Raw genomic sequence first — 18,644 nt, 5'->3', positions numbered from 1 at the left:
TTCATTTAAAATACTACCCGTATGTTTTGCTACCTAGAGATTATTATGCTAAAATATTTTATTGTGTAAAAAGAAACGAAAAGAAATAGGAGTTGTTCAGCATGACAAGCAATTTTGAGATTGGGCAAATTTTAGATGGTAAGGTTACTGGAATTCAACCATACGGTGCATTTGTTGCACTTGATGAAGAAACACAAGGACTCGTTCATATTTCCGAAGTTACTCATGGCTACGTTAAAGATATTAATGATCATTTAACAATTGGCGATGACGTAAAAGTAAAAGTATTGCAAATTGATGAAGAAAAAAACAAAGTTTCTTTATCTATCCGGGCTACACAAGAAACACCACAAGCTAAACCAAAACAAGTTAAGCCAAAGCAAGTAGAAGTAGAACCTTCTGGATTTAATACGTTAAAAGATAAACTAGAAGAGTGGATGAAACAATCTAACTACAATAAGAAATAATGATAAGGCAAACTCGCATTCGGAGTTTGCCTTATGATTTATCGATCTACACCTTCTGGTTCGTGCTGATCTGCAAAAGCTTCATCGGTTTTAAACAACAGTGGGATTAATACTAGCCCGCTAATCCCTACTACTGTGTAGATAATTCGAGCAAAAGCTGCACTCTGCTCACCGCCAAATATTGCAGCCACTAAGTCAAACTGAAATAAACCAATTAAGCCCCAATTCACTGCGCCAATAATTGTTAATGCTAAAGCTGTCCGTTGTATTCCATTCATTTTTACAACCTCCTTCCTTTCGTATCTAACATAGTTTTTGTAAAATGATAGAGATTATGCAGTTTCTTTCTTGATTTCCCTCCGTCTCTTGGGTAAAGTGAATAATGTAACAAACTTATTTCTAACTCTTTAAAGGAGGATACACATGACTCACGTAACATTCACGTATAAAAAAGCTCTTCCCTTTATGAATGAACAAGAATTAGATCATCTTGAAAATGCAGTAGAAACTGCCCATCACGCCCTACACAATCGAACAGGCGCTGGTAGTGATTTTCTTGATTGGATTGACTTACCCGAAAATTATGATAAAGAGGAATTTAATCGCATAAAAAAAGCAGCAGAAAAAATTCGCGATCATTCGGATGTGCTATTAGTTATCGGTATAGGGGGCTCTTATTTAGGTGCTAGAGCTGCATTGGAAATGCTTAACCACTCCTTCCAAGCTTATATAACAAAAGAAGAGCGAAAAGCTCCGCATATTATTTTTGTTGGACACCATATGAGTTCAAACTATATGCATGATTTAATGGACGTGTTAAAGGATAAAGATTTTTCCATTAACGTGATTTCTAAAAGCGGTACAACAACTGAGCCAGCAATTGCGTTCCGTATTTTCAAGCAAATGTTAGAAGACAGATATGGAGTAGAAGGTGCAAAAGAACGTATTTTTGCAACAACTGATAAAGAAAAAGGTGCATTAAAATCTTCTGCCGATCAAGCTGGTTATGAAACATTTGTAATTCCTGACGGTGTTGGGGGACGTTATTCTGTTTTGACAGCTGTAGGGTTGCTCCCAATTGCAGTAAGTGGCGCTTCCATCGATGAAATGATGCAAGGTGCACGCGATGCTATGAATGATTTTTCTGAACCTAGCTTAAAAAACAACGTAAGTTATCAATACGCTGCGGTTCGTAACATTCTTTACAATAAAGGGAAAACAACTGAACTGCTTATTAATTATGAACCAAGTTTACAGTATTTTGCAGAATGGTGGAAACAGTTATTTGGCGAAAGCGAAGGAAAAGATCATAAAGGCCTTTACCCTTCTTCAGCTAATTTTTCGACTGATTTACACTCATTAGGGCAATATATTCAAGAAGGGCGCCGTAACATTTTCGAAACTGTGCTTCGCGTTCAAGAGCCAAAGCGTCAATTAACTGTAGAAAGTGACCCTGTTGATGCAGACGGATTAAATTATTTGGCTGGCAAAACCATTCACGAAATAAACGATAAAGCCTTCCAAGGAACGCTTTTAGCTCATACAGATGGTGGCGTACCAAATCTTGTAGTAGAAGTACCTAAACTAGATGCTTATACTTTTGGCTATCTTGTTTACTTTTTTGAGAAAGCTTGTGCGGTGAGCGGTTATTTATTAGGTGTTAACCCGTTTGACCAACCAGGTGTTGAAGCATATAAAAAGAACATGTTTGCGCTTTTAGGTAAACCAGGCTTTGAAGATGCAAAAAAAGAATTAGAAGACAGGTTGTAATTTTTTTAGGGGAACCATCCCTCAATACCTCTTCATGCAGCGTAGCGATGAGCGTAAAATAATAAAAATGAAATGAGCATGTTTAAAATAATTCTCATTGGGTATACTAAGAAATGTAAGACTTTCTCGTATTCCCCCTGTAGGCAAAGCGCTAAAAACGCTTTGCTTTTTTCTTTTTAATAAACATCATTCTCTCGAGTCCAAACAATGAGGATTTTTTCATCCCCTAGCTCAAAGGTTTGACCAAAAGGATATTACAAATTAAGCGTTAGTACAGTAATCCACCACTTAGGCTTGATCTGCTCATATCTGCCATTTTTAAGTGGCAATCTCACTGCACTTTATATCCAGAGTAAAATTTAAGAAACTCATATAACGTAAAGCCTCTAAGCACAAGATCAAAAATTCTGCGCTTTCATTTCATATCATGTTATACTAAACATATGCGTTTGAGCACTGGTCGTAGGTAGACAGTTTCAATAACAAAGCTGGATGACAACTATGTCTCCAACAGAATATGTCAGAATGGTATTATTAAGGAGGCTATAAATGAATTTATTTGAAGAGCAACATAGCAGAAAAAATACGCGATCTGTAAAATGGGATATGTTAAAGCCTGTATTCCAAACAGACGATGTCTTACCAATGTGGGTAGCAGATATGGACTTTAGAGCTCCTGAACAGGTAAACGAAGCACTTATCGAGCGCGCTAAACACGGTATTTACGGCTATACAATGGTGGATGATGTAGTTAAAGATTCGGTTGTAAAGTGGATTCATCGTAGGCATAATTGGCACATTGATTCTAATTGGTTATCATTTAGTCCTGGTGTTGTCACTAGTTTACATATGGCAGTGCAAGCTTTAACAGAGCCTAATGATAAGATACTTATTCAAACACCCGTATATACCCCTTTTTACAATGTGATCGAAAGCCACGATCGACAAATTGTAAAAAATCCATTGCGCTATGAAGATAACTACTATCAAATTGATTTTGACGATTTTGAAGCTAAATTAAAGCAAGGCGTAAAGGCGTTCATTCTTTGCTCCCCACATAATCCAGTAGGACGTGTGTGGAAAAGGGAAGAACTAGAAAAAATGGCGAAATTATGCTTAGATTATAATGTAATTATTATTTCGGATGAAATTCATTGTGATTTAACGTTTCCCAATGAGCGACATATCCCTATCGCTTCTCTTTCTGAAGACATGAATGACCAAACAGTAACATGTATGGCTCCATCGAAAACATTTAATTTAGCTGGTTTACAGGCTTCCTATATCATTACTCCTAACCAAGAACGAAGAAAAAAAATTGAAGCACACTTATCAAAACAAGGCGTACATGGTTTAAACATAATGGGAAACACCGCTTTAGAGGCAGCTTATTTGCATGGAGACAGTTGGCTTGACGAACTTCGCGAAGTTTTGCTAAGTCATAAACAGTATGTTGAAGAAATGTTAGAAACGCATATTCCAGAAATAACTGTAACACATTCAGAGGGAACTTACTTACTTTGGATTGACTGCAGTGCTTTAAATATGGATCCAAAAGAATTACGTGAATTTATGATTCACAAGGCAAAAGTAGGTTTAAATACAGGGAAAGATTACGGAGAAGAAGGATCAACCTTTATGCGGATGAATATAGCTTGTCCAAAAGCAACATTGGAAGAGGGCGTAAGAAGAATCATCCAAGCAATTCAAAACAGATAATTTCATTCATAAAAGCAGGGTGGCATAAGCGTTACGTTTAGCCAGACCTGCTTTTTTTAATGCTTTAGCTACTTTACCATCCAAAGCGAACATTTCTAGTACATTCGGCCTACTTTTCATCTTCATTATTTTGTGTTGGGTCTGATGGTTGTTTTTCATTATCACCATTTGTTTTTGTTAACGTGCCACAAATTATTCTCTCTCCTGAATCTCCACCAGGTTGGCTTACTCCGTCATCTTTATTTTTAGTAACAATAACGGATGTTCCTTCACCCTTAATTAGCGAATTTTTTCCATCTAATAACGTCGTCTCTGGCATCATTAGTTCAGCGTTAATAACTCCGTTAGCATCCGCTTCTATGTTCGGCATGTCCCCTAAATGGTTTCCTTCTGGATGCATGAGACCATGTTCTGCACCAGTCGGGTTAAAATGATTGCCAGCTGATGTGAAATCAGGTGCTTCACATTTGGCGTATTCGTGTACATGTATTCCATGAAACCCTGGTTCCAGCCCTTCTAATTCCACTTTCACCTTTACCCCATCAGATTGTTCATGAAAACTGGCTGTACCAACCATATCACCTGATGAATTGTACATTTCAACTTCTTTTGTTTTTTCATCTTTTGGCTGGCAAGCTACAGCTATTAATAATAGAGAAATGACCATCACCATTCTCATAATTATACATCCACCCTTTTTTAAAAATTAGCTTGCCCATTAACTATACTGCTACTCGTTTATTTATAGAATACAATTATTATACAAAAAAGAAACCAAAAATTTTATCATTTAAAAACCCCTCCACCATGGAGGGGGATTCAATTGTGCGTTAACATAGAAGCAAAGTATAGCATTCGGCTGTTACTTTCTCCCACTGAAATTTTATTACTTGGACTTCGCCTTTCACATAAAAACTTGGCTAGAAGCCAAGTTTTTCTAATCATGAGGTTCATGCAATTCCTTGTGGTATTGTTGCTTAAATTTTCGCTCATCCTTCTTCGATTTCTTATAAATAAAGTACATGGCCACCCCTGCAGCAATCATAAAAATAAGTAATGTTATAATGGCAGGGATATATTCCGATTTATCCTCTGGAAAATAAAGAAAAGGCATCATTTTTCCTCACATCCTCCCATGTTATTATAACAAACTTATCATTATTTGCTACAAGCATAAAGGAATTTGTTTATTTTCAGAAAACGTATTGTTTGGATTCTCTTTTAATGCATAGTGATACTTTTTTTAAAAGTATCACTATGCTACAACTATTTGCAGTTTCTTTTTTTCTTTGGCAAAATGGAACTAAGTGCATTTTTTTAACAGAAGGGAGGCTTATTATTATGGCGGACGTAGCTATAGGGCATATTGTAAAAGCACATTATCGATCAGGTACCTATATTGGAAAAGTGGTCGATGATAAGGGAGATCGTTACGTGGTTGAAGTACTTGCAGTAAAAAAACACCCAATGCAAGGTGATTTACACAACCCCCAGCAGACAGAAGGCGTTTTCTTTCATGAACGAAAAGCTTTAGCTTTTGGTGAAAAAACTAACGTTAAAAAAGCAGCTGTACACCCTTTTAATGAAACGATTCCAAATTATAATAATTCATTAAAAGAAGCCATAGAATCATACCGAAATAAACTGTTACAAGAACATTCAGATTACAACCAAGCTGCACTTCAATGCTTAGCTAATTTGGAAAAAGATTATTACTAATGTGTACTATTTTCCCTCTTTCTGCGCAATGATACAATAAGGCGTACCCACATATTAGTATAGAGCCTAAAAATAAACAAGCTACCAGTATCGCAGACTGACAGCTTGTTTATTTATTTACTCACCAAGATGTTCTTTAATAACTTCTTCAATACCACTAATAGCTTCTGCTTCATCTGAACCATTAGCAGTAATTTTAATTTGTGCTCCTTTAGGAATACCTAACGACATAACACCCATAATGGACTTCAAGTTTACTGTTTTGTCATTGTAAGCAATTTCCACTTCAGATTCAAACTGACCTGCTTTGTTTACTAAAAGTGTAGCAGGACGAGCATGTACTCCAGTTTCTGCAGTAATTGTGAAAGTTTTTTCTGTCATTTTCCTTCATCCTTCCAAAGAAATAATCATGTAATGTAATTATAAAATGGCTCAGCAAGCATAGGATTTTCTTTATCTTTTTAAATCGATTACATTCTCCTCATCTTCCAAGCAAATCTCAATGAAGATAGCCCCTGCTCCCTTAACCTTGTTTTTTCCAACAGGACAAGCACAAGCTTTTTGTATAGGTATACACTTCATCCAAGTGAAAAACTGAGCTAAACCTATTATATACAAAAAAACGATATTTTGAAACAAAAAAGTGTTTTTTTAATAAAATGTTTTATTTTTCTATTTAAAAGTTACGAAACCCAAGAAGTAAATAAGCTGTTCTATTAAGTAATCATCTAATTTTCTCTCTACTAGCACTAGCCATCATACTTATCTAAGCCTTTTTATATAACTTGCATTTTTCGACCACATAATATTCATATTTATCCTTTCTTTGTAGTTGTTTTTCATTTTAGCCTATGATAACGTTATTTTGAAACCTACTCAATATTATAAGGAGGCTAACATGATGAGTGTACATATTGGTGCAAAATATGGAGAAATTGCTGATAAAATCTTATTACCTGGTGATCCTCTCCGCGCTAAATTTATCGCAGAAACATTTCTTGAAAATCCAAAACAGTATAACGAAGTAAGAGGGATGCTAGGATATACTGGAACATATAAAGGGGAAAAGGTTTCTGTTCAAGGAACAGGTATGGGAGTCCCTTCTATTTCTATTTATATCAATGAGTTAATGCAAAGCTATGATGTTCAAAAATTAATTCGTGTAGGTACATGTGGTGCAATTCAAAAGGATGTTCAGGTGAGAGATGTTATTCTCGCTCAAGGATCAACAACAGATTCTCAAATGAATCGAATGGTTTTTGGTGGTATTGATTATGCGCCAATTGCAGACTTCGATTTATTAAAGAACGCATACGATGCCGGTGTTGCGAAAGGGCTAAACCTAAAAGTCGGTAATGTATTTACAAGTGACACCTTTTACAGAGACAATGCAAAGGAAGTAAATGAAAAATTAGCTGCCTACAAAGTGTTAGCAGTAGAAATGGAAACAACTGCTCTTTATACATTAGCTGCAAAATTTGATCGTCAAGCATTATCCGTGCTAACCGTATCCGACCACATCTTAACTGGAGAAGAAACATCAGCTGAAGAAAGACAAACTACTTTCCATGAAATGATGGAAGTGGCCCTAGAAGCAGCTATTAAGTAAACTTTTACATTTAGGACTTCCCTACTAGATTATAGCTAAACCTACTATTTTAAAACTTTCAGTCAGTTAAAAAAGCGCATTCGCGTACCTATAATTGGTGCGCGAATTATATTTTTGCTCCCTTTTGTATTTAGTATTAAGGCTATAAGCCAACTTAGTAAATGCTATGCATAACACCTTAAACCTTAGAAAAACTTGGCTTACCATCAAGACCTTATGGCGATGAAACGCCGTCGTTTTGCTTATTCTATAAACCATTGAAATTTTATGCTTTCCTATATGAACAATATATAAAGAACAATATAAATGCCGTTTAAATCTTAATAATAGCATCCCTCTCCCTCATGCTATATCACTTAACAGATGCATGTTCTCTCTCCTCTAACAATCGTTAACTCGTTAATATAAAGGTTGACAAACAGGCTATTAATCGATACTATATTTCTATCATAATAAATATTCAACTAGTATAAACCATTATACACAGAGGGGGAAAAGTCTGAAATAAACCATTAATGTGTAGAACAGATACTTGAGCATGCCAAATAAGCCATCCTAGATGACTTTTCAAAAAATTGTTTGGTTTAAAGGCTATGTTACTGAAGTTTCTGGCATCATAATTTTAAAACCTTGGGATTTAGCTAATAAAATTGCTTGGTCTACTGTAATTTCTCGAGAAAATGGAAAAACATCTGATTTTTGATATAACTCTGGGTTATAAGGTTCTTTTTTCTTTAAAATGTGATAAATTGCAATTAACAGCATTCGTGCAATAGCGATAATCGCACGTTTGTGACCGCGACGTTTTTTGAGACGTAGATAGCGGGTTCGGATTTCAGGGTGCTTTTCACTTTTGACTACAGCAGTTGCACACTGTACTAAAAGAGGCTTAATATAAACACCAGCTCTTGAAACCCGTACAGATTTTTTCTTGCCAGCACTTTCATTATTCGTAGGTGTTAGCCCTGCCCAGGAACATAAATGCTTAGCTGTCGGAAACACGTCCATAGTAACACCTATTTCAGAAACCACGGCAATGGCTGAAAAGATGTTCTTAAATGACGGAACAGTTAAGATTAAATTAATTTCTTCTGTGTAGGGCTCGGCAAGAGAAAGTATCCATTGTTCAAGATCCGATTTTCGTGCGTTTAGGTTTTCATAATGATGCTTAATAACAGATAACTTTCCAGCTTGTTCTGGTGTAATAAAACCACCAATGGCAAGTTCTAAATCTGTCACCTTGTCTTTCATCGAACCATGAATAAGTGGTTTAATGTCAAATGTAGTATTGGTTGGATCTTCCAGAAATTTGTCAATGATCTTCATGGAACTTTTTCCAAAGGTATCCGAAACAACGGATGCAATCTGGATATTGGAAACAGTTAAGCTGTTTTGAAATCGATTTTTTTCACTAGATGTAAAATTAGTCAGTTTAAATCGATAACGCATGAGGTCGCGTAATTGTCGAATAGCTAAAGGAGGCATAAAGCTTCCAGCTACAAGCTCATGTTTGAATAAATCTGCAATCCATTTGGCGTCTTTCTTATCCGTTTTTTTACCACGGATCGCCTTCACATATTTAGGGTGTGCTAGCGTGATGTTGCAAGAATCCTCTAATACATTAAACACGGGAATCCAGTATTTCCCGGTAGATTCCATACAAACATCTTTACAGTTATTTTTACAAAGCCATTGTGACAGCTCTCTTAATCCTTTTGTGAAGGTAGAAAAACGATGGCGTTTGTAAGTAGTCGCTCCTTTATTGTTCGTAGCAGCAATGCACGCAACAACAAAAGTTTTGTGGACATCAATTCCACAACAAATTGGATAAACAATTTTTAAACTCATAGAGGCGTCTCCTTTCTAAAATGTATAGGGATCAAACAGCATTGACTGATTGTCCAGCAATAAACGAGTAAGTGTTTATACAAAGATAAGTCTGCGTGTTCGAAGACACACTTATTTGTGCTTGGAAAGACAATCTACACATATAAACATTCGGTCACTCCGCTATCGGAATGGCCCACTCACCCCCACGTGATTTGTAGTTAATTGCTCGTCCCTATAATTCTAGAATAATACAAAAATCGCTCCGCACAAATACATTTCATAGCATTTTGTGCCTTGAGCGAAGCGAAAGGAATGGTTATAAACATGAATCAAATGAGAACGATAGACCTTACATATGGAGCGGTTTTTGTTGTACTAATGGCAATTGGAGCTAATATTACCGTATGGTTCCCGATGCTAACGATACCCATTGGCGGAGCTGATGTTCCACTTTCCTTGCAAACATTTTTTGCAGTTCTAGCAGGATTAATGTTAGGTCGTAAACTTGGAAGTTTTTCAATGCTCGCATATATGCTTGTGGGGATAGCAGGTGTTCCTGTATTTGCTGGGCTATCAGCCGGACCCCGAATGTTCATCAGTCCAACTGGCGGATTTATTATATCATTTATTTTTGTAGCTCTAGTTACTGGTTGGATTGTAAATCATCCTAAACAAAATTATTCCTTTGTTCGTTATTGTTCAGCAGCGCTTTTGGGAACGGCAATAAATTATATAATTGGCGTGACATATATGTATGCTGCTTCCAATATGTGGTTAGACTTTCCTCTTAGCTACACACTAGCCTGGAGCGGAATGATACCATTTCTAATTAAAGATATTGCTTTTGCCGGGTTAGCGGCTTTATTTATGGTCCGTGTCATTAAAAGAATTCCTGTCTTAAGTCGCGCTAACCTAGGTGGCTAAAGATTAATTTGATTCTAATATAGCTGTAGTGTGTCCTTTTATAGCACCTGTTATGTTCTAAAGACGGAAAATATAGGTAAAAACATTTCCTCACTCTACGACATCCGCGTAGAATATGGGAATAGAAAGCAACGGATAATCTAATTATCATTTAGTTGAAATATTTCATGCGTATCCTTCTTCCTTATGGTAAGATAACAGTATGTAATTTAACGCATATTAACGCATATCTTCTTACAACACAGGATACACTTGTTTTAGAGAGGGTGTTTTAACAGCATGGAATTATTTTTAAATTATCCCTTGTGGGCAGCATTAACAGCTATTTTTTTTGCGCAAGTAATTAAAATCCCAATCGGGCTAGTAGTTACAAAGGAGCTAAATCCTAGTTTAGCATTTAGCACTGGCGGGATGCCAAGTAGCCATTCTGCAGCGGTGGCGGCATTAACTACCAGCGTAGGTATTATAGAAGGTGTAACGTCTACCATGTTCGCTATCTCTTGTGTATTCAGTGTCATCATTATGTTTGATGCTACTGGCGTTAGAAGACAAGCGGGGGAACAAGCAATTGTGTTGAACAAACTAATTCGCGATTTTCAAGTTTTTATTGATGGAGCAAAAGGCTGGCCAAAAAAAGAAGATGATGAGAAAAGACAGGAATTAAAAGAGTTGCTAGGTCACCAACCAATCGAAGTGTTTTTTGGCGGTCTTGCTGGAATTATCATTGCTTTTACAGTGTACCATTTATTTTACTGAAAAAGGTTATTGAAAACAAACTTGACTCACCCCCGAAAGTCTCACGTCTTAATTAGAAAAACTTGGATGGCCACTCAAATCTTATGGCGAAAGCCTTTGTTTTTCTTATCCTATAAACCAAAAATCTTATGTTTTCCTATAGGGCAAAAGAGTGATATACATGTTAAAATGACAGGCACCTACATCGTACCTGCCATTTTAACTACCACAGCATTAACCTGTTATGTCCTGCCTGAACACCTGTAATGCCTCATTCTCATTTAATTGTTGCAGCTGTTTTTCTGTTAATTCTCCATTTCCCTTTTCGATCATATACACATCGACTTGCTGTTTACCCCATTTATCGTAAACATCTTCTACCGTCTCATAATACAAGTCAATTTTGTTTCCTGTAATAGCACTACCTTTATCAGCTACGACACCAAATCCATAATTTGGTATAAACAAAATGGTTCCTATTGGATAAACAGATAGATCTGCAGCAATAGTAGAATACAAGTCTCTTTTCACTTGGACTCCCGAATAGGTAATTCCATATTCTGGGTGGTCTGGAGTTTTACCGGTAGATTCTACACCCGCCGTGTACCCAGTAGCAATCACTGTTTTGCTTGGATATTGTTCATAATTTACAGCTTCTTCTAACGTTTTCACATGATCCATTCGATTGCTTGATATTTGACGGTCTACTTCTTTCACATGATTAAGCTCTTTTTGTTTCAAATTTGTTTGTCTCGTATAAACATCTTTGCCTTTCATTGTATCAATATTGTCCGCTAATCTGTCTATAGAAGAAGGAGTATATGGCCAGAGTTTAGCAGAAGCTCCTTCTTTTAAACCCACTATTCCCAGGAGCATGATAGTCACAAACATGAAACTTAAAACTGTTTTTTTAATGATTTTTTTGATTTTCATGAATAACACCTCTTTGGATGTCATCATGTCCAATCTAAAAAATTTTATACATTATTCTATTAAATTACTAGCTTGTTTTCTTTACTACGGAAATGATTTCTAGCTAACCTTAAAACATTTGATATCCACTCTTTCTAAGTAAACGTATCACAAGACCGGACACCATTGTCCCTACAAAACCAGCAGCCAAAATAGAAATATCTACTGCAGTAAGTTCTGTGAGTCGAGCAATCAACTTGGTAAACGTCTCACTCATATTTGTGAAATAATTCCATGTTGCAGTATTATCCACAATAATAATAACGACAAATGGATAAATAAACGCCATTAACCAAGTCGTTCGAAGAAGCATATTTAAAATAAAAGCGATACCAAAGAATATAACGAAATATAATAAGATAGACACTACTAATTGAATCAAACTTTGTTTCTCCCTTCCAATCCCCTTTTTTATCTTTACCTAATCATATCTTCCTCATCATTTTAAAGGATATAGAAAAAAAAGCAAAGCTAACATTCTTTAATGAAGACAAAAGAATCTATAACGTATATCACTTTCAATTTTTTCTAGCACAAAGAAAAGTAATTAAAAATAAGCCAACCCTATTTTTAATATTAGGAAAACGCTATCGATTCTCTTATACTATAAACCTTTAAAATATCATACTTCCTTATATGAAAAGGATGCCTAAAGGCATCTTACAATAGGTGCTGTTACCCCCACTTCGCCTGGCAAAGCAACGAACCTTCTCAATTTTTGAAGCGGGAGCCTGACACCATCTTATACTATAAAACTTTAGTATAAAAGATGAAATATCACTAGCATTGCATAAATATGGTTTGAAAATTCAGTAAGCATCTTTGCAGGATTTTTTGCCAAAAAGACAAAGGCTAAACAAAGGTGGTCTGTCCATTTGGAAAAATTATACAATTAAACTATTAGCAACAACGACACTGTATGTATTTACGGAATAGATCTATCGTCAAATCTGCGAATCCAGATGTACGCAGGTTTCCACAGCGCTTTATTTAACCAGCGGCTAATTCGGAGTAAGGACTTCTTACTCCTCATCTCTAACTGGATAAGTACATGTAAACAGTAAGCAATGAGCGCAAGGAAGATTTGATTTTGAATGGCAGTTTCGCTCATGCCATAAAAGTGTTTGATCTCTACATGCTGTTTGAGCCATTTGAAAAATAGCTCTATGGCCCACCGTTGACGGTAAATTTCACTAATCTCTTCGGAATTTAGATCGAAACGGTTAGTAATTAATCGTAGAATGTTTCCCTTTGTATCCACTACTTCAAGTAGGCGGAATACATTCTCTGTACGATTTTGCGTCGAACCGATGTAAACCATCTTGTCGGATAAAACCGTAGAATCTTTAGGTATAGAAAATGATTCTACTTCACGAGTGATGGCGTTTTTCTTCAGTCTTGATACGAAAAAATAGCCTTCATCTGTCATTCGATCAAATCGTTCATAATCAACGTATCCACGGTCAAACACATACATGGCTTCTTTGTCGTCTACGAGAACTTCCAGTTGATTTCTGTCATGTTCTTTGGCTGTTGTAATCACTGCTTTTTCAGGATAGACGGTATCTTTATTCATAAATATAAGTCGTAAATGTAGCTTAACTCCTGCTTTTGTTTTACGGAACTTTGCCCACTTATGATTCGTTAAGTTTAATGGAAGCGTGCTAGAATCAATGATTTTCAATGGCATGTATTTCCCGTTTTTAAATTGGATACCTTTTATTTTGTAAACAAGGTCCAAGAATAAATGGGAAAGGATCATTGGATTCATTTCATTATTCTTCCTTGATAGCTGAGATGTACTAATCGATTCAAACCCCAGTGCTTTCTGAAGTCCATCATCTATTAGGGCATCGCTCATTTCTTCCAAGCTCTCGAATCCTTGCAGTTGGGCAAGTAACATGAGCTTTATATACCCTGCAGTTGTTAGCTTTTTTGTGTAGTAATCTTGTTTATTTTCTTCTACTTGTTCAAATAGTTTTTTCGTATTTATAGGTGAAACCCATTTACCAAATGATGATTTTAGTGTATTCTTGTCCATACGGATTATCCTTTACTTTTGGATTTGGACAGGAACCACCTGTACTTCCATTGTAAAGGATTTTTTTGTATCATGAAAACGTAATTATTGAACATTTTCAGTATTTTGAATCATCAGGTTTAATTAATGCAATGCTAGTGATGAAATATATATAATGGAAATAATTACTATTTAACACGCGGAAATATAGCGAATTTTCCTTTTTTTTACCAATAGACGGAGCCCACCAAGCTTAAACAAATAACGGTTATCAATTATTTTTTTCAATATTGTAGCTTTCCAACCTAAAACCTTCTTATTCTTAAATATAATTCCAATCGCATCACGATTTCCTAAAGAAGCAACAGTACCGAGAATATTCGGTTTAAAGCCTTCCATTTCTTCATTTCGTATATATGCTCTTATATTATAAGCTACAGCTTCTGATTCTTGAATAGCTATTTGAGCAGTAGGTGGGTATGGCTTGCCTTTTTCAAAATCCATAATTAATGCACAATCTCCGATGACAAATACATTGTCATATTCTGGTGATCGCATATCATTATTCACTTCTATTTTACCTTTATTTGTTGTGAAATCTGATTCTTTTATAATTGAATTCGCCTTTACTCCAGCAGCCCATACTATCGTATGCGTAGATATCTTTGTTTGCATACCATATTTCTCAAATAACACACTTGTTGGGGTACATTCTTTAAAGGTTGCCCCAGTAATAAATTCAACACCACGTGCTTCAAGAGAGTTCATAGCATATTCTACTAACTGTTCATCAAATCCAGGTAAAATTGTCGGAGTAGCTTCAATATTAATGATTCGCACCAATTGCTTGTCAACGTTATATTTTTTACAAAGTTCGGATACACGATCTGCAAGCTCACCTAAAAACTCTACGCCTGTAAAACCGCCGCCACCAATAACAAAGGTTAATCGTGAAAGGTTTTTCTTTTCTTCCTTTACAAACAAGGAAAAATTATGTTCAATGTGTCTCCGAAGTTCACGGGCTTTCTCTATATTATTTATCGTATAAGCATATGCTTCTAAGCCAGGTACATCAAAAGTTTCTACTTCAAATCCAAGAGCAATAACTAGTACATCGTAATGAAGTATTCTTTTTTCTAAAATCACTTTTTTATCTTTTGGTTGAATTGATAAAACCTTATCTTGAATAAACGTTACCTTTTGGGGATTAATAACATCTTTAATAGGTATTTTCGTTCGATCATCACTCACTGTTCCAACAGCATTCTGGTGAAGCCATGTTGTTTGATAATGATATTCATTTATGTTTACTAAAGTTATTTCTGCCTCTTCAATGCGTAAAGATTTTTGTATTTTGGTCACAGTCATCATTCCACCATAACCAGCACCTAGAATAACTATGCTTTTTTTTTCCATATTCATCACTTCCATTTACTCCCTAGCTGAAAATTGTGACCTGTTTCACTTGAGAACGAATAACTTAACTAATTATTCCACAATACTATCCGTAATGTATCAATATAGTACACAGCCCTAAGCAATCATAAAGCTTTATTCTTAGTCTATCATATTCTTTCCTGTTGTAGATAAATTGCTTAGTAAAACTTAGCTTATCTGCAAATTTTATAGCGAAACTCATTTTACTTATTCTATAAACGAAAAACTTACTCTCATTTAAAATGGATTTTTGAAGCTCGATGAGCCTTTATGGGCCGTGATGGTATACTAGTGTAAACAAATTTTCATTTCATTGTCACACAATCGTAAAATAGTCCCTTTGTTATAGTAGCCTGTTTATGTATCCTTTTCAACCTTACACTAAAAATACATAATAAACATATTATTCAAAATACAATATCAGGATTATACGGTTTGAGTACATTTGTATTCTATTTTAATGAAGATATGGTACTATAAAAGATGTCGTCATGCTTATTTTGAACGGAGGGATTATAATGACAAATGATATATACGATGTAACCATCATTGGTGCAGGGCCTGTAGGATTATTTACCGCTTTTTACGGCGGAATGCGCCAAGCAACTGTAAAAATCATTGAAAGTTTACCACATACTGGAGGACAGTTAACTGCTCTTTATCCAGAAAAATATATATATGATATTGCTGGCTTCCCCAAAATAAGAGCTCAAGAGCTCATTGATAACTTAGAAGAACAAGCTAACTTATTTCATCCTGAAATTGTATTGGAGCAAGCAATTGAACAAGTGGAAAGACTTGATGATGGAACATTAAAATTAACTTCAGATAAAAATGATATTCATTACACAAAGACTATGATTATCACTGCTGGTAATGGTGCATTTCAGCCGCGTAAACTTAATATAGATCATTGTGAACAATATGAGGGGATTAACTTACATTATCATGTCAAAGATATGAATCAATATAAAGACCAGGATGTGCTATTACTTGGTGGGGGAGATTCTGCTGTTGACTGGGCGTTAATGCTCGAACCGATCGCTAAGAAAGTCACCCTCGCTCATCGCCGTGATAAATTTCGCGCCCATGAACATAGTGTTGAAAAATTACACGCTTCTAACGTTGATATTCTGACCCCTTTTGTTCCAAGTAGCATTGTTGCAGACGATCGAATTAACCAAGTTATTTTGGAAGAGGTTAAAGGAGAACGCAAGGTGGAATTAGAAGTGGATGCAGTGTTATGTAATTATGGCTTTATTTCTTCACTTGGACCCATTAAAAACTGGGGACTTGAGATAGAGAAAAATAGTATTGTAGTAAATTCGAAAATGGAGACGAATATCCCTGGCATTTATGCAGCGGGAGATATTTGCACTTACGATGGGAAAGTGAACTTAATTGCCACTGGATTTGGAGAAGGACCAACTGCTGTTAATAATGCTAAACATTACATTGATCCTAAAGCTAGAATTCAGCCAAAACATTCAACAAGCATGTTTTAATGGGGGTAAAACAACCTACCCCTAATTAGAATTATCTTTTTTACTGACTTATGTAACCCAGCATTTATAACAAAACAAAAACATAGAAGCTGAAACCTTCATACACGGTTTCAGCTTTTATATTAACAATCACCAGGGGTACCAACCTTATCTTTTGTTCTAAATGAAGAACCACAACCACAAGATACGATAGCATTTGGGTTATCTATACTGAAGCCCCCACCCATCATATTCTGTTTAAAATCTATCGTTGTGCCTTCTATGATCGGTATATCTTGACTATTAATCACCACGGAAATACCATTTATTTCTTCTGTTGTATCTAACTCATTATTAATATCATATTCAAAACCAAGGGCATAAGATAGACCGCTACAGCCTCCGCCTTGCACACCAAAGCGAAGATAGACTCCTTCGGATTCTTCTTTCATCATCTTTACAATTTGCTGTTTAGCATTGTCTGTAATTGTCAATGTCATTGCACTATTCACTCCTTTTTTCACTATAGGAAAGTATAAAATTTTTTGGTTTATGGATAAGAAAAACGAAATCTTTCTAAGCATACTGCGTATTTTCATTATACATTTATATTATTAACCATTCAATATTACTGATTACTATGATGAAAATCCACATTATAATGATGGGAACTCTTCTCCATCAAGTAAGAGGCAGGGCTTTAAAGCGACTTATACCTTGGATAAATGTGCTGCTTCATAAAAGCCTGTAGCAATTAACTCAGCGCCACCTGTCATCCAAACATCACCGTCATTATCCCACGTAATATCTAAATCTCCTCCTGATAAATGAACTTTCACAGATTCATTTCGTTCTAAACGATCATTCAATATCCCTGCCACAACAGCAGCACATGCTCCTGTGCCACAAGCTTGTGTTATACCAGAACCTCTTTCCCAGACACTGAAATTTATTTCGTTTGGAGAAAGGATTTCAATAAATTCTACATTGACCCCTTGCGGAAAGCGCTGATCCTTTTCTACTAATGGGCCAAGATGAGACACTTGCTTCATAGCGACTTGCTCTACTATAAATACCGCATGTGGGTTCCCCATAGAAAGTGCGGTTAACTCTAACACTTCTCCTTGAATTTCAAACTGCTCCGCAATGACTTTTGTTTTTGGTTCCCCTTGCATGGGAATAAGTTCACGCTTTAGATGTGGTTTCCCCATATTTATCGTAACTTGGTCAACTTTCCCATTTGTCACTTGTACTTCAGCTACAACGTTATTTGCTTTCGTTTCAATTTGAAATTGCTTTTCTGCTACTATTCCTTGTTCATACGCATACTTCGCTGTACATCTTAAACCATTTCCACAGCTTTTCCCTTCAGAACCATCCTTATTAAATATACGCATACCAACATCAGCTACTTCACTTGGATGAATAATAATTAGCCCATCCGAACCAATTCCTGTATGCACATTGGAGATAGTTTTTGCTAATTCTGATAATTTTTCTTCCGCTACAGTATGTTGAAAAAAATCAAGGTATATATAATTATTTCCTAAGCCATGCATTTTAATAAATGGTATTTGCATCATCTGTCCTCATTTCTTTGCTGGTTGTAAAGGCAATTCATATTGTTCCAACGCTTGGTAAATTGTTTTTAACCTTGGGATTCCTTCAGCTACCAACTCATCATTAATAAAAACGATGGGATAAAATAAATCTTTCTCTATAATACGTTCCGCAAATTGTTGATGTTTCTCTACAGGTGGCGGATTTTTAATATCTACATACTCATATGTGATAACCTCTGTATCATATTTACGCCCTAATGCTGCTTGTAGCCATTCATACGTATCTTTAGAGCTGGGAGCACCAACACAACTAGCACAAATCTGCTCTGCTCCGTAAACTGTAATATGGATTTTACTCATCCCTTCCCTCCGTTCTATACTTTGATATCTTTTATT

21 protein-coding genes are annotated in these 18,644 nt (G+C 35.8%); 8 read left to right on the top strand and 13 right to left on the bottom strand.

Going from position 1 to position 18,644, the window contains the following annotated elements; genetic code table 11:
* Positions 1-101: 101 nt before the first annotated feature.
* Positions 102-467 (top strand): S1 domain-containing post-transcriptional regulator GSP13, encoded by a 366-nt coding sequence (gene yugI, locus B2C77_RS08305; RefSeq protein WP_077703197.1) that lies wholly within the window; start codon positions 102-104, stop codon positions 465-467.
* A gap of 38 nt (positions 468-505) precedes the next feature.
* On the opposite strand, the gene B2C77_RS08300 is transcribed toward yugI, so the two are convergent.
* Positions 506-745 carry a DUF378 domain-containing protein gene (locus B2C77_RS08300; RefSeq protein WP_077703196.1) on the bottom strand — a complete coding sequence of 80 codons (240 nt, stop codon included), beginning with the start codon at positions 743-745 and terminating at the stop codon, positions 506-508.
* A 145-nt stretch (positions 746-890) separates the two neighbouring features.
* On the opposite strand from B2C77_RS08300, the gene B2C77_RS08295 reads away from it, so the two are divergent.
* Together B2C77_RS08295 and B2C77_RS08290 are read left to right on the top strand one after the other, a co-directional pair.
* Positions 891-2,237, top strand: a complete 1,347-nt coding sequence (locus tag B2C77_RS08295) for a glucose-6-phosphate isomerase (protein WP_077703195.1) — start codon at positions 891-893, stop codon at positions 2,235-2,237.
* 549 nt (positions 2,238-2,786) lie between these two features.
* Positions 2,787-3,956, top strand: a complete 1,170-nt coding sequence (locus B2C77_RS08290; RefSeq protein ID WP_077703194.1) for a MalY/PatB family protein — start codon at positions 2,787-2,789, stop codon at positions 3,954-3,956.
* 109 nt (positions 3,957-4,065) lie between these two features.
* On the opposite strand, the gene B2C77_RS08285 is transcribed toward B2C77_RS08290, so the two are convergent.
* Positions 4,066-4,635 (bottom strand): superoxide dismutase family protein, encoded by a 570-nt coding sequence (locus tag B2C77_RS08285; protein ID WP_077703193.1) that lies wholly within the window; start codon positions 4,633-4,635, stop codon positions 4,066-4,068.
* Between the two features lie 258 nt (positions 4,636-4,893).
* On the bottom strand, positions 4,894-5,073 hold the full coding sequence (locus tag B2C77_RS08280; RefSeq protein WP_073011010.1) for a hypothetical protein: 180 nt from the start codon (positions 5,071-5,073) through the stop codon (positions 4,894-4,896).
* A gap of 224 nt (positions 5,074-5,297) precedes the next feature.
* On the opposite strand from B2C77_RS08280, the gene kapB reads away from it, so the two are divergent.
* On the top strand, positions 5,298-5,675 hold the full coding sequence (kapB, locus tag B2C77_RS08275) for a kinase-associated lipoprotein KapB (protein WP_077703192.1): 378 nt from the start codon (positions 5,298-5,300) through the stop codon (positions 5,673-5,675).
* Positions 5,676-5,792: 117 nt separating this feature from the next.
* Here kapB and B2C77_RS08270 read toward each other — a convergent pair whose 3' ends face one another.
* Together B2C77_RS08270 and B2C77_RS21615 are read right to left on the bottom strand one after the other, a co-directional pair.
* Positions 5,793-6,056, bottom strand: coding sequence for a phosphocarrier protein HPr (locus B2C77_RS08270; protein ID WP_077703191.1), 264 nt, complete (start codon positions 6,054-6,056; stop codon positions 5,793-5,795).
* Positions 6,057-6,128: 72 nt separating this feature from the next.
* Positions 6,129-6,314, bottom strand: a complete 186-nt coding sequence (locus B2C77_RS21615; protein WP_176087297.1) for a hypothetical protein — start codon at positions 6,312-6,314, stop codon at positions 6,129-6,131.
* A 262-nt stretch (positions 6,315-6,576) separates the two neighbouring features.
* Here B2C77_RS21615 and deoD point away from each other — a divergent pair, with 262 nt between their 5' ends.
* The gene (deoD, locus tag B2C77_RS08265; RefSeq protein ID WP_077703190.1) at positions 6,577-7,284 is read left to right on the top strand and encodes a purine-nucleoside phosphorylase; all 708 of its coding nucleotides are present in this window, start codon (positions 6,577-6,579) and stop codon (positions 7,282-7,284) included.
* 591 nt (positions 7,285-7,875) lie between these two features.
* On the opposite strand, the gene B2C77_RS08260 is transcribed toward deoD, so the two are convergent.
* A complete protein-coding gene (locus B2C77_RS08260; protein ID WP_077703189.1) occupies positions 7,876-9,132 on the bottom strand; it encodes an IS110 family RNA-guided transposase in 1,257 nt (418 codons plus the stop codon).
* 306 nt (positions 9,133-9,438) lie between these two features.
* Here B2C77_RS08260 and B2C77_RS08255 point away from each other — a divergent pair, with 306 nt between their 5' ends.
* Positions 9,439-10,038, top strand: coding sequence for a biotin transporter BioY (locus B2C77_RS08255; protein WP_077703188.1), 600 nt, complete (start codon positions 9,439-9,441; stop codon positions 10,036-10,038).
* Between the two features lie 279 nt (positions 10,039-10,317).
* Complete coding sequence (locus B2C77_RS08250) at positions 10,318-10,794, top strand: divergent PAP2 family protein (RefSeq protein WP_077703187.1); 477 nt, start codon at positions 10,318-10,320, stop codon at positions 10,792-10,794.
* Positions 10,795-11,007: 213 nt separating this feature from the next.
* On the opposite strand, the gene spsC is transcribed toward B2C77_RS08250, so the two are convergent.
* The 4 genes from spsC to B2C77_RS08230 form a co-directional block, all read right to left on the bottom strand.
* On the bottom strand, positions 11,008-11,706 hold the full coding sequence (spsC, locus tag B2C77_RS22355) for a stationary phase survival protein SpsC (protein ID WP_077703186.1): 699 nt from the start codon (positions 11,704-11,706) through the stop codon (positions 11,008-11,010).
* 109 nt (positions 11,707-11,815) lie between these two features.
* On the bottom strand, positions 11,816-12,127 hold the full coding sequence (locus B2C77_RS08240; RefSeq protein ID WP_077703185.1) for a YuiB family protein: 312 nt from the start codon (positions 12,125-12,127) through the stop codon (positions 11,816-11,818).
* A 543-nt stretch (positions 12,128-12,670) separates the two neighbouring features.
* Positions 12,671-13,786: an IS4 family transposase gene (locus B2C77_RS08235; RefSeq protein ID WP_077702325.1), complete on the bottom strand. Its 1,116-nt coding sequence runs from the start codon at positions 13,784-13,786 to the stop codon at positions 12,671-12,673.
* A 171-nt stretch (positions 13,787-13,957) separates the two neighbouring features.
* Entirely contained in the window at positions 13,958-15,187 is a 1,230-nt protein-coding gene (locus B2C77_RS08230; RefSeq protein ID WP_367946661.1) for an NAD(P)/FAD-dependent oxidoreductase, read from the bottom strand.
* 533 nt (positions 15,188-15,720) lie between these two features.
* Here B2C77_RS08230 and B2C77_RS08225 point away from each other — a divergent pair.
* Complete coding sequence (locus tag B2C77_RS08225) at positions 15,721-16,707, top strand: NAD(P)/FAD-dependent oxidoreductase (RefSeq protein ID WP_077703183.1); 987 nt, start codon at positions 15,721-15,723, stop codon at positions 16,705-16,707.
* Between the two features lie 122 nt (positions 16,708-16,829).
* Here B2C77_RS08225 and B2C77_RS08220 read toward each other — a convergent pair whose 3' ends face one another.
* From B2C77_RS08220 to B2C77_RS08210, 3 genes are all read right to left on the bottom strand, one after another.
* Positions 16,830-17,186, bottom strand: a complete 357-nt coding sequence (locus B2C77_RS08220; RefSeq protein ID WP_077703182.1) for a HesB/IscA family protein — start codon at positions 17,184-17,186, stop codon at positions 16,830-16,832.
* A gap of 210 nt (positions 17,187-17,396) precedes the next feature.
* Positions 17,397-18,269, bottom strand: a complete 873-nt coding sequence (gene dapF, locus B2C77_RS08215) for a diaminopimelate epimerase (protein ID WP_141130704.1) — start codon at positions 18,267-18,269, stop codon at positions 17,397-17,399.
* A 6-nt stretch (positions 18,270-18,275) separates the two neighbouring features.
* The gene (locus B2C77_RS08210) at positions 18,276-18,608 is read right to left on the bottom strand and encodes a YuzD family protein (protein WP_077703180.1); all 333 of its coding nucleotides are present in this window, start codon (positions 18,606-18,608) and stop codon (positions 18,276-18,278) included.
* Positions 18,609-18,644 lie beyond the last annotated feature (36 nt).

Origin of the sequence: Virgibacillus dokdonensis (assembly GCF_900166595.1) — a bacterium.
In the GTDB taxonomy this organism is placed as follows: Bacteria; Bacillota; Bacilli; order Bacillales; family Amphibacillaceae; genus Virgibacillus; species Virgibacillus dokdonensis.
The sequence above is the reverse complement of the archived record's forward strand: the minus strand, read 5'-3'. Positions and strand labels throughout refer to the sequence as shown.

Excerpts from the sequence above, each read along its gene's own strand:
- yugI (WP_077703197.1), top strand. The coding sequence starts at position 102 with ATGACAAGCAATTTTGAGATTGGGCAAATTTTAGATGGTAAGGTTACT.
- B2C77_RS08300 (WP_077703196.1), bottom strand. The coding sequence starts at position 745 with ATGAATGGAATACAACGGACAGCTTTAGCATTAACAATTATTGGCGCA.
- B2C77_RS08295 (WP_077703195.1), top strand. The coding sequence starts at position 891 with ATGACTCACGTAACATTCACGTATAAAAAAGCTCTTCCCTTTATGAAT.
- B2C77_RS08290 (WP_077703194.1), top strand. The coding sequence starts at position 2,787 with ATGAATTTATTTGAAGAGCAACATAGCAGAAAAAATACGCGATCTGTA.
- B2C77_RS08285 (WP_077703193.1), bottom strand. The coding sequence starts at position 4,635 with ATGAGAATGGTGATGGTCATTTCTCTATTATTAATAGCTGTAGCTTGC.
- B2C77_RS08280 (WP_073011010.1), bottom strand. The coding sequence starts at position 5,073 with ATGATGCCTTTTCTTTATTTTCCAGAGGATAAATCGGAATATATCCCT.
- kapB (WP_077703192.1), top strand. The coding sequence starts at position 5,298 with ATGGCGGACGTAGCTATAGGGCATATTGTAAAAGCACATTATCGATCA.
- B2C77_RS08270 (WP_077703191.1), bottom strand. The coding sequence starts at position 6,056 with ATGACAGAAAAAACTTTCACAATTACTGCAGAAACTGGAGTACATGCT.
- deoD (WP_077703190.1), top strand. The coding sequence starts at position 6,577 with ATGAGTGTACATATTGGTGCAAAATATGGAGAAATTGCTGATAAAATC.
- B2C77_RS08260 (WP_077703189.1), bottom strand. The coding sequence starts at position 9,132 with ATGAGTTTAAAAATTGTTTATCCAATTTGTTGTGGAATTGATGTCCAC.
- B2C77_RS08255 (WP_077703188.1), top strand. The coding sequence starts at position 9,439 with ATGAATCAAATGAGAACGATAGACCTTACATATGGAGCGGTTTTTGTT.
- B2C77_RS08250 (WP_077703187.1), top strand. The coding sequence starts at position 10,318 with ATGGAATTATTTTTAAATTATCCCTTGTGGGCAGCATTAACAGCTATT.
- spsC (WP_077703186.1), bottom strand. The coding sequence starts at position 11,706 with ATGAAAATCAAAAAAATCATTAAAAAAACAGTTTTAAGTTTCATGTTT.
- B2C77_RS08235 (WP_077702325.1), bottom strand. The coding sequence starts at position 13,786 with ATGGACAAGAATACACTAAAATCATCATTTGGTAAATGGGTTTCACCT.
- B2C77_RS08230 (WP_367946661.1), bottom strand. The coding sequence starts at position 15,187 with ATGAATATGGAAAAAAAAAGCATAGTTATTCTAGGTGCTGGTTATGGT.
- B2C77_RS08225 (WP_077703183.1), top strand. The coding sequence starts at position 15,721 with ATGACAAATGATATATACGATGTAACCATCATTGGTGCAGGGCCTGTA.
- B2C77_RS08220 (WP_077703182.1), bottom strand. The coding sequence starts at position 17,186 with ATGACATTGACAATTACAGACAATGCTAAACAGCAAATTGTAAAGATG.
- dapF (WP_141130704.1), bottom strand. The coding sequence starts at position 18,269 with ATGATGCAAATACCATTTATTAAAATGCATGGCTTAGGAAATAATTAT.
- B2C77_RS08210 (WP_077703180.1), bottom strand. The coding sequence starts at position 18,608 with ATGAGTAAAATCCATATTACAGTTTACGGAGCAGAGCAGATTTGTGCT.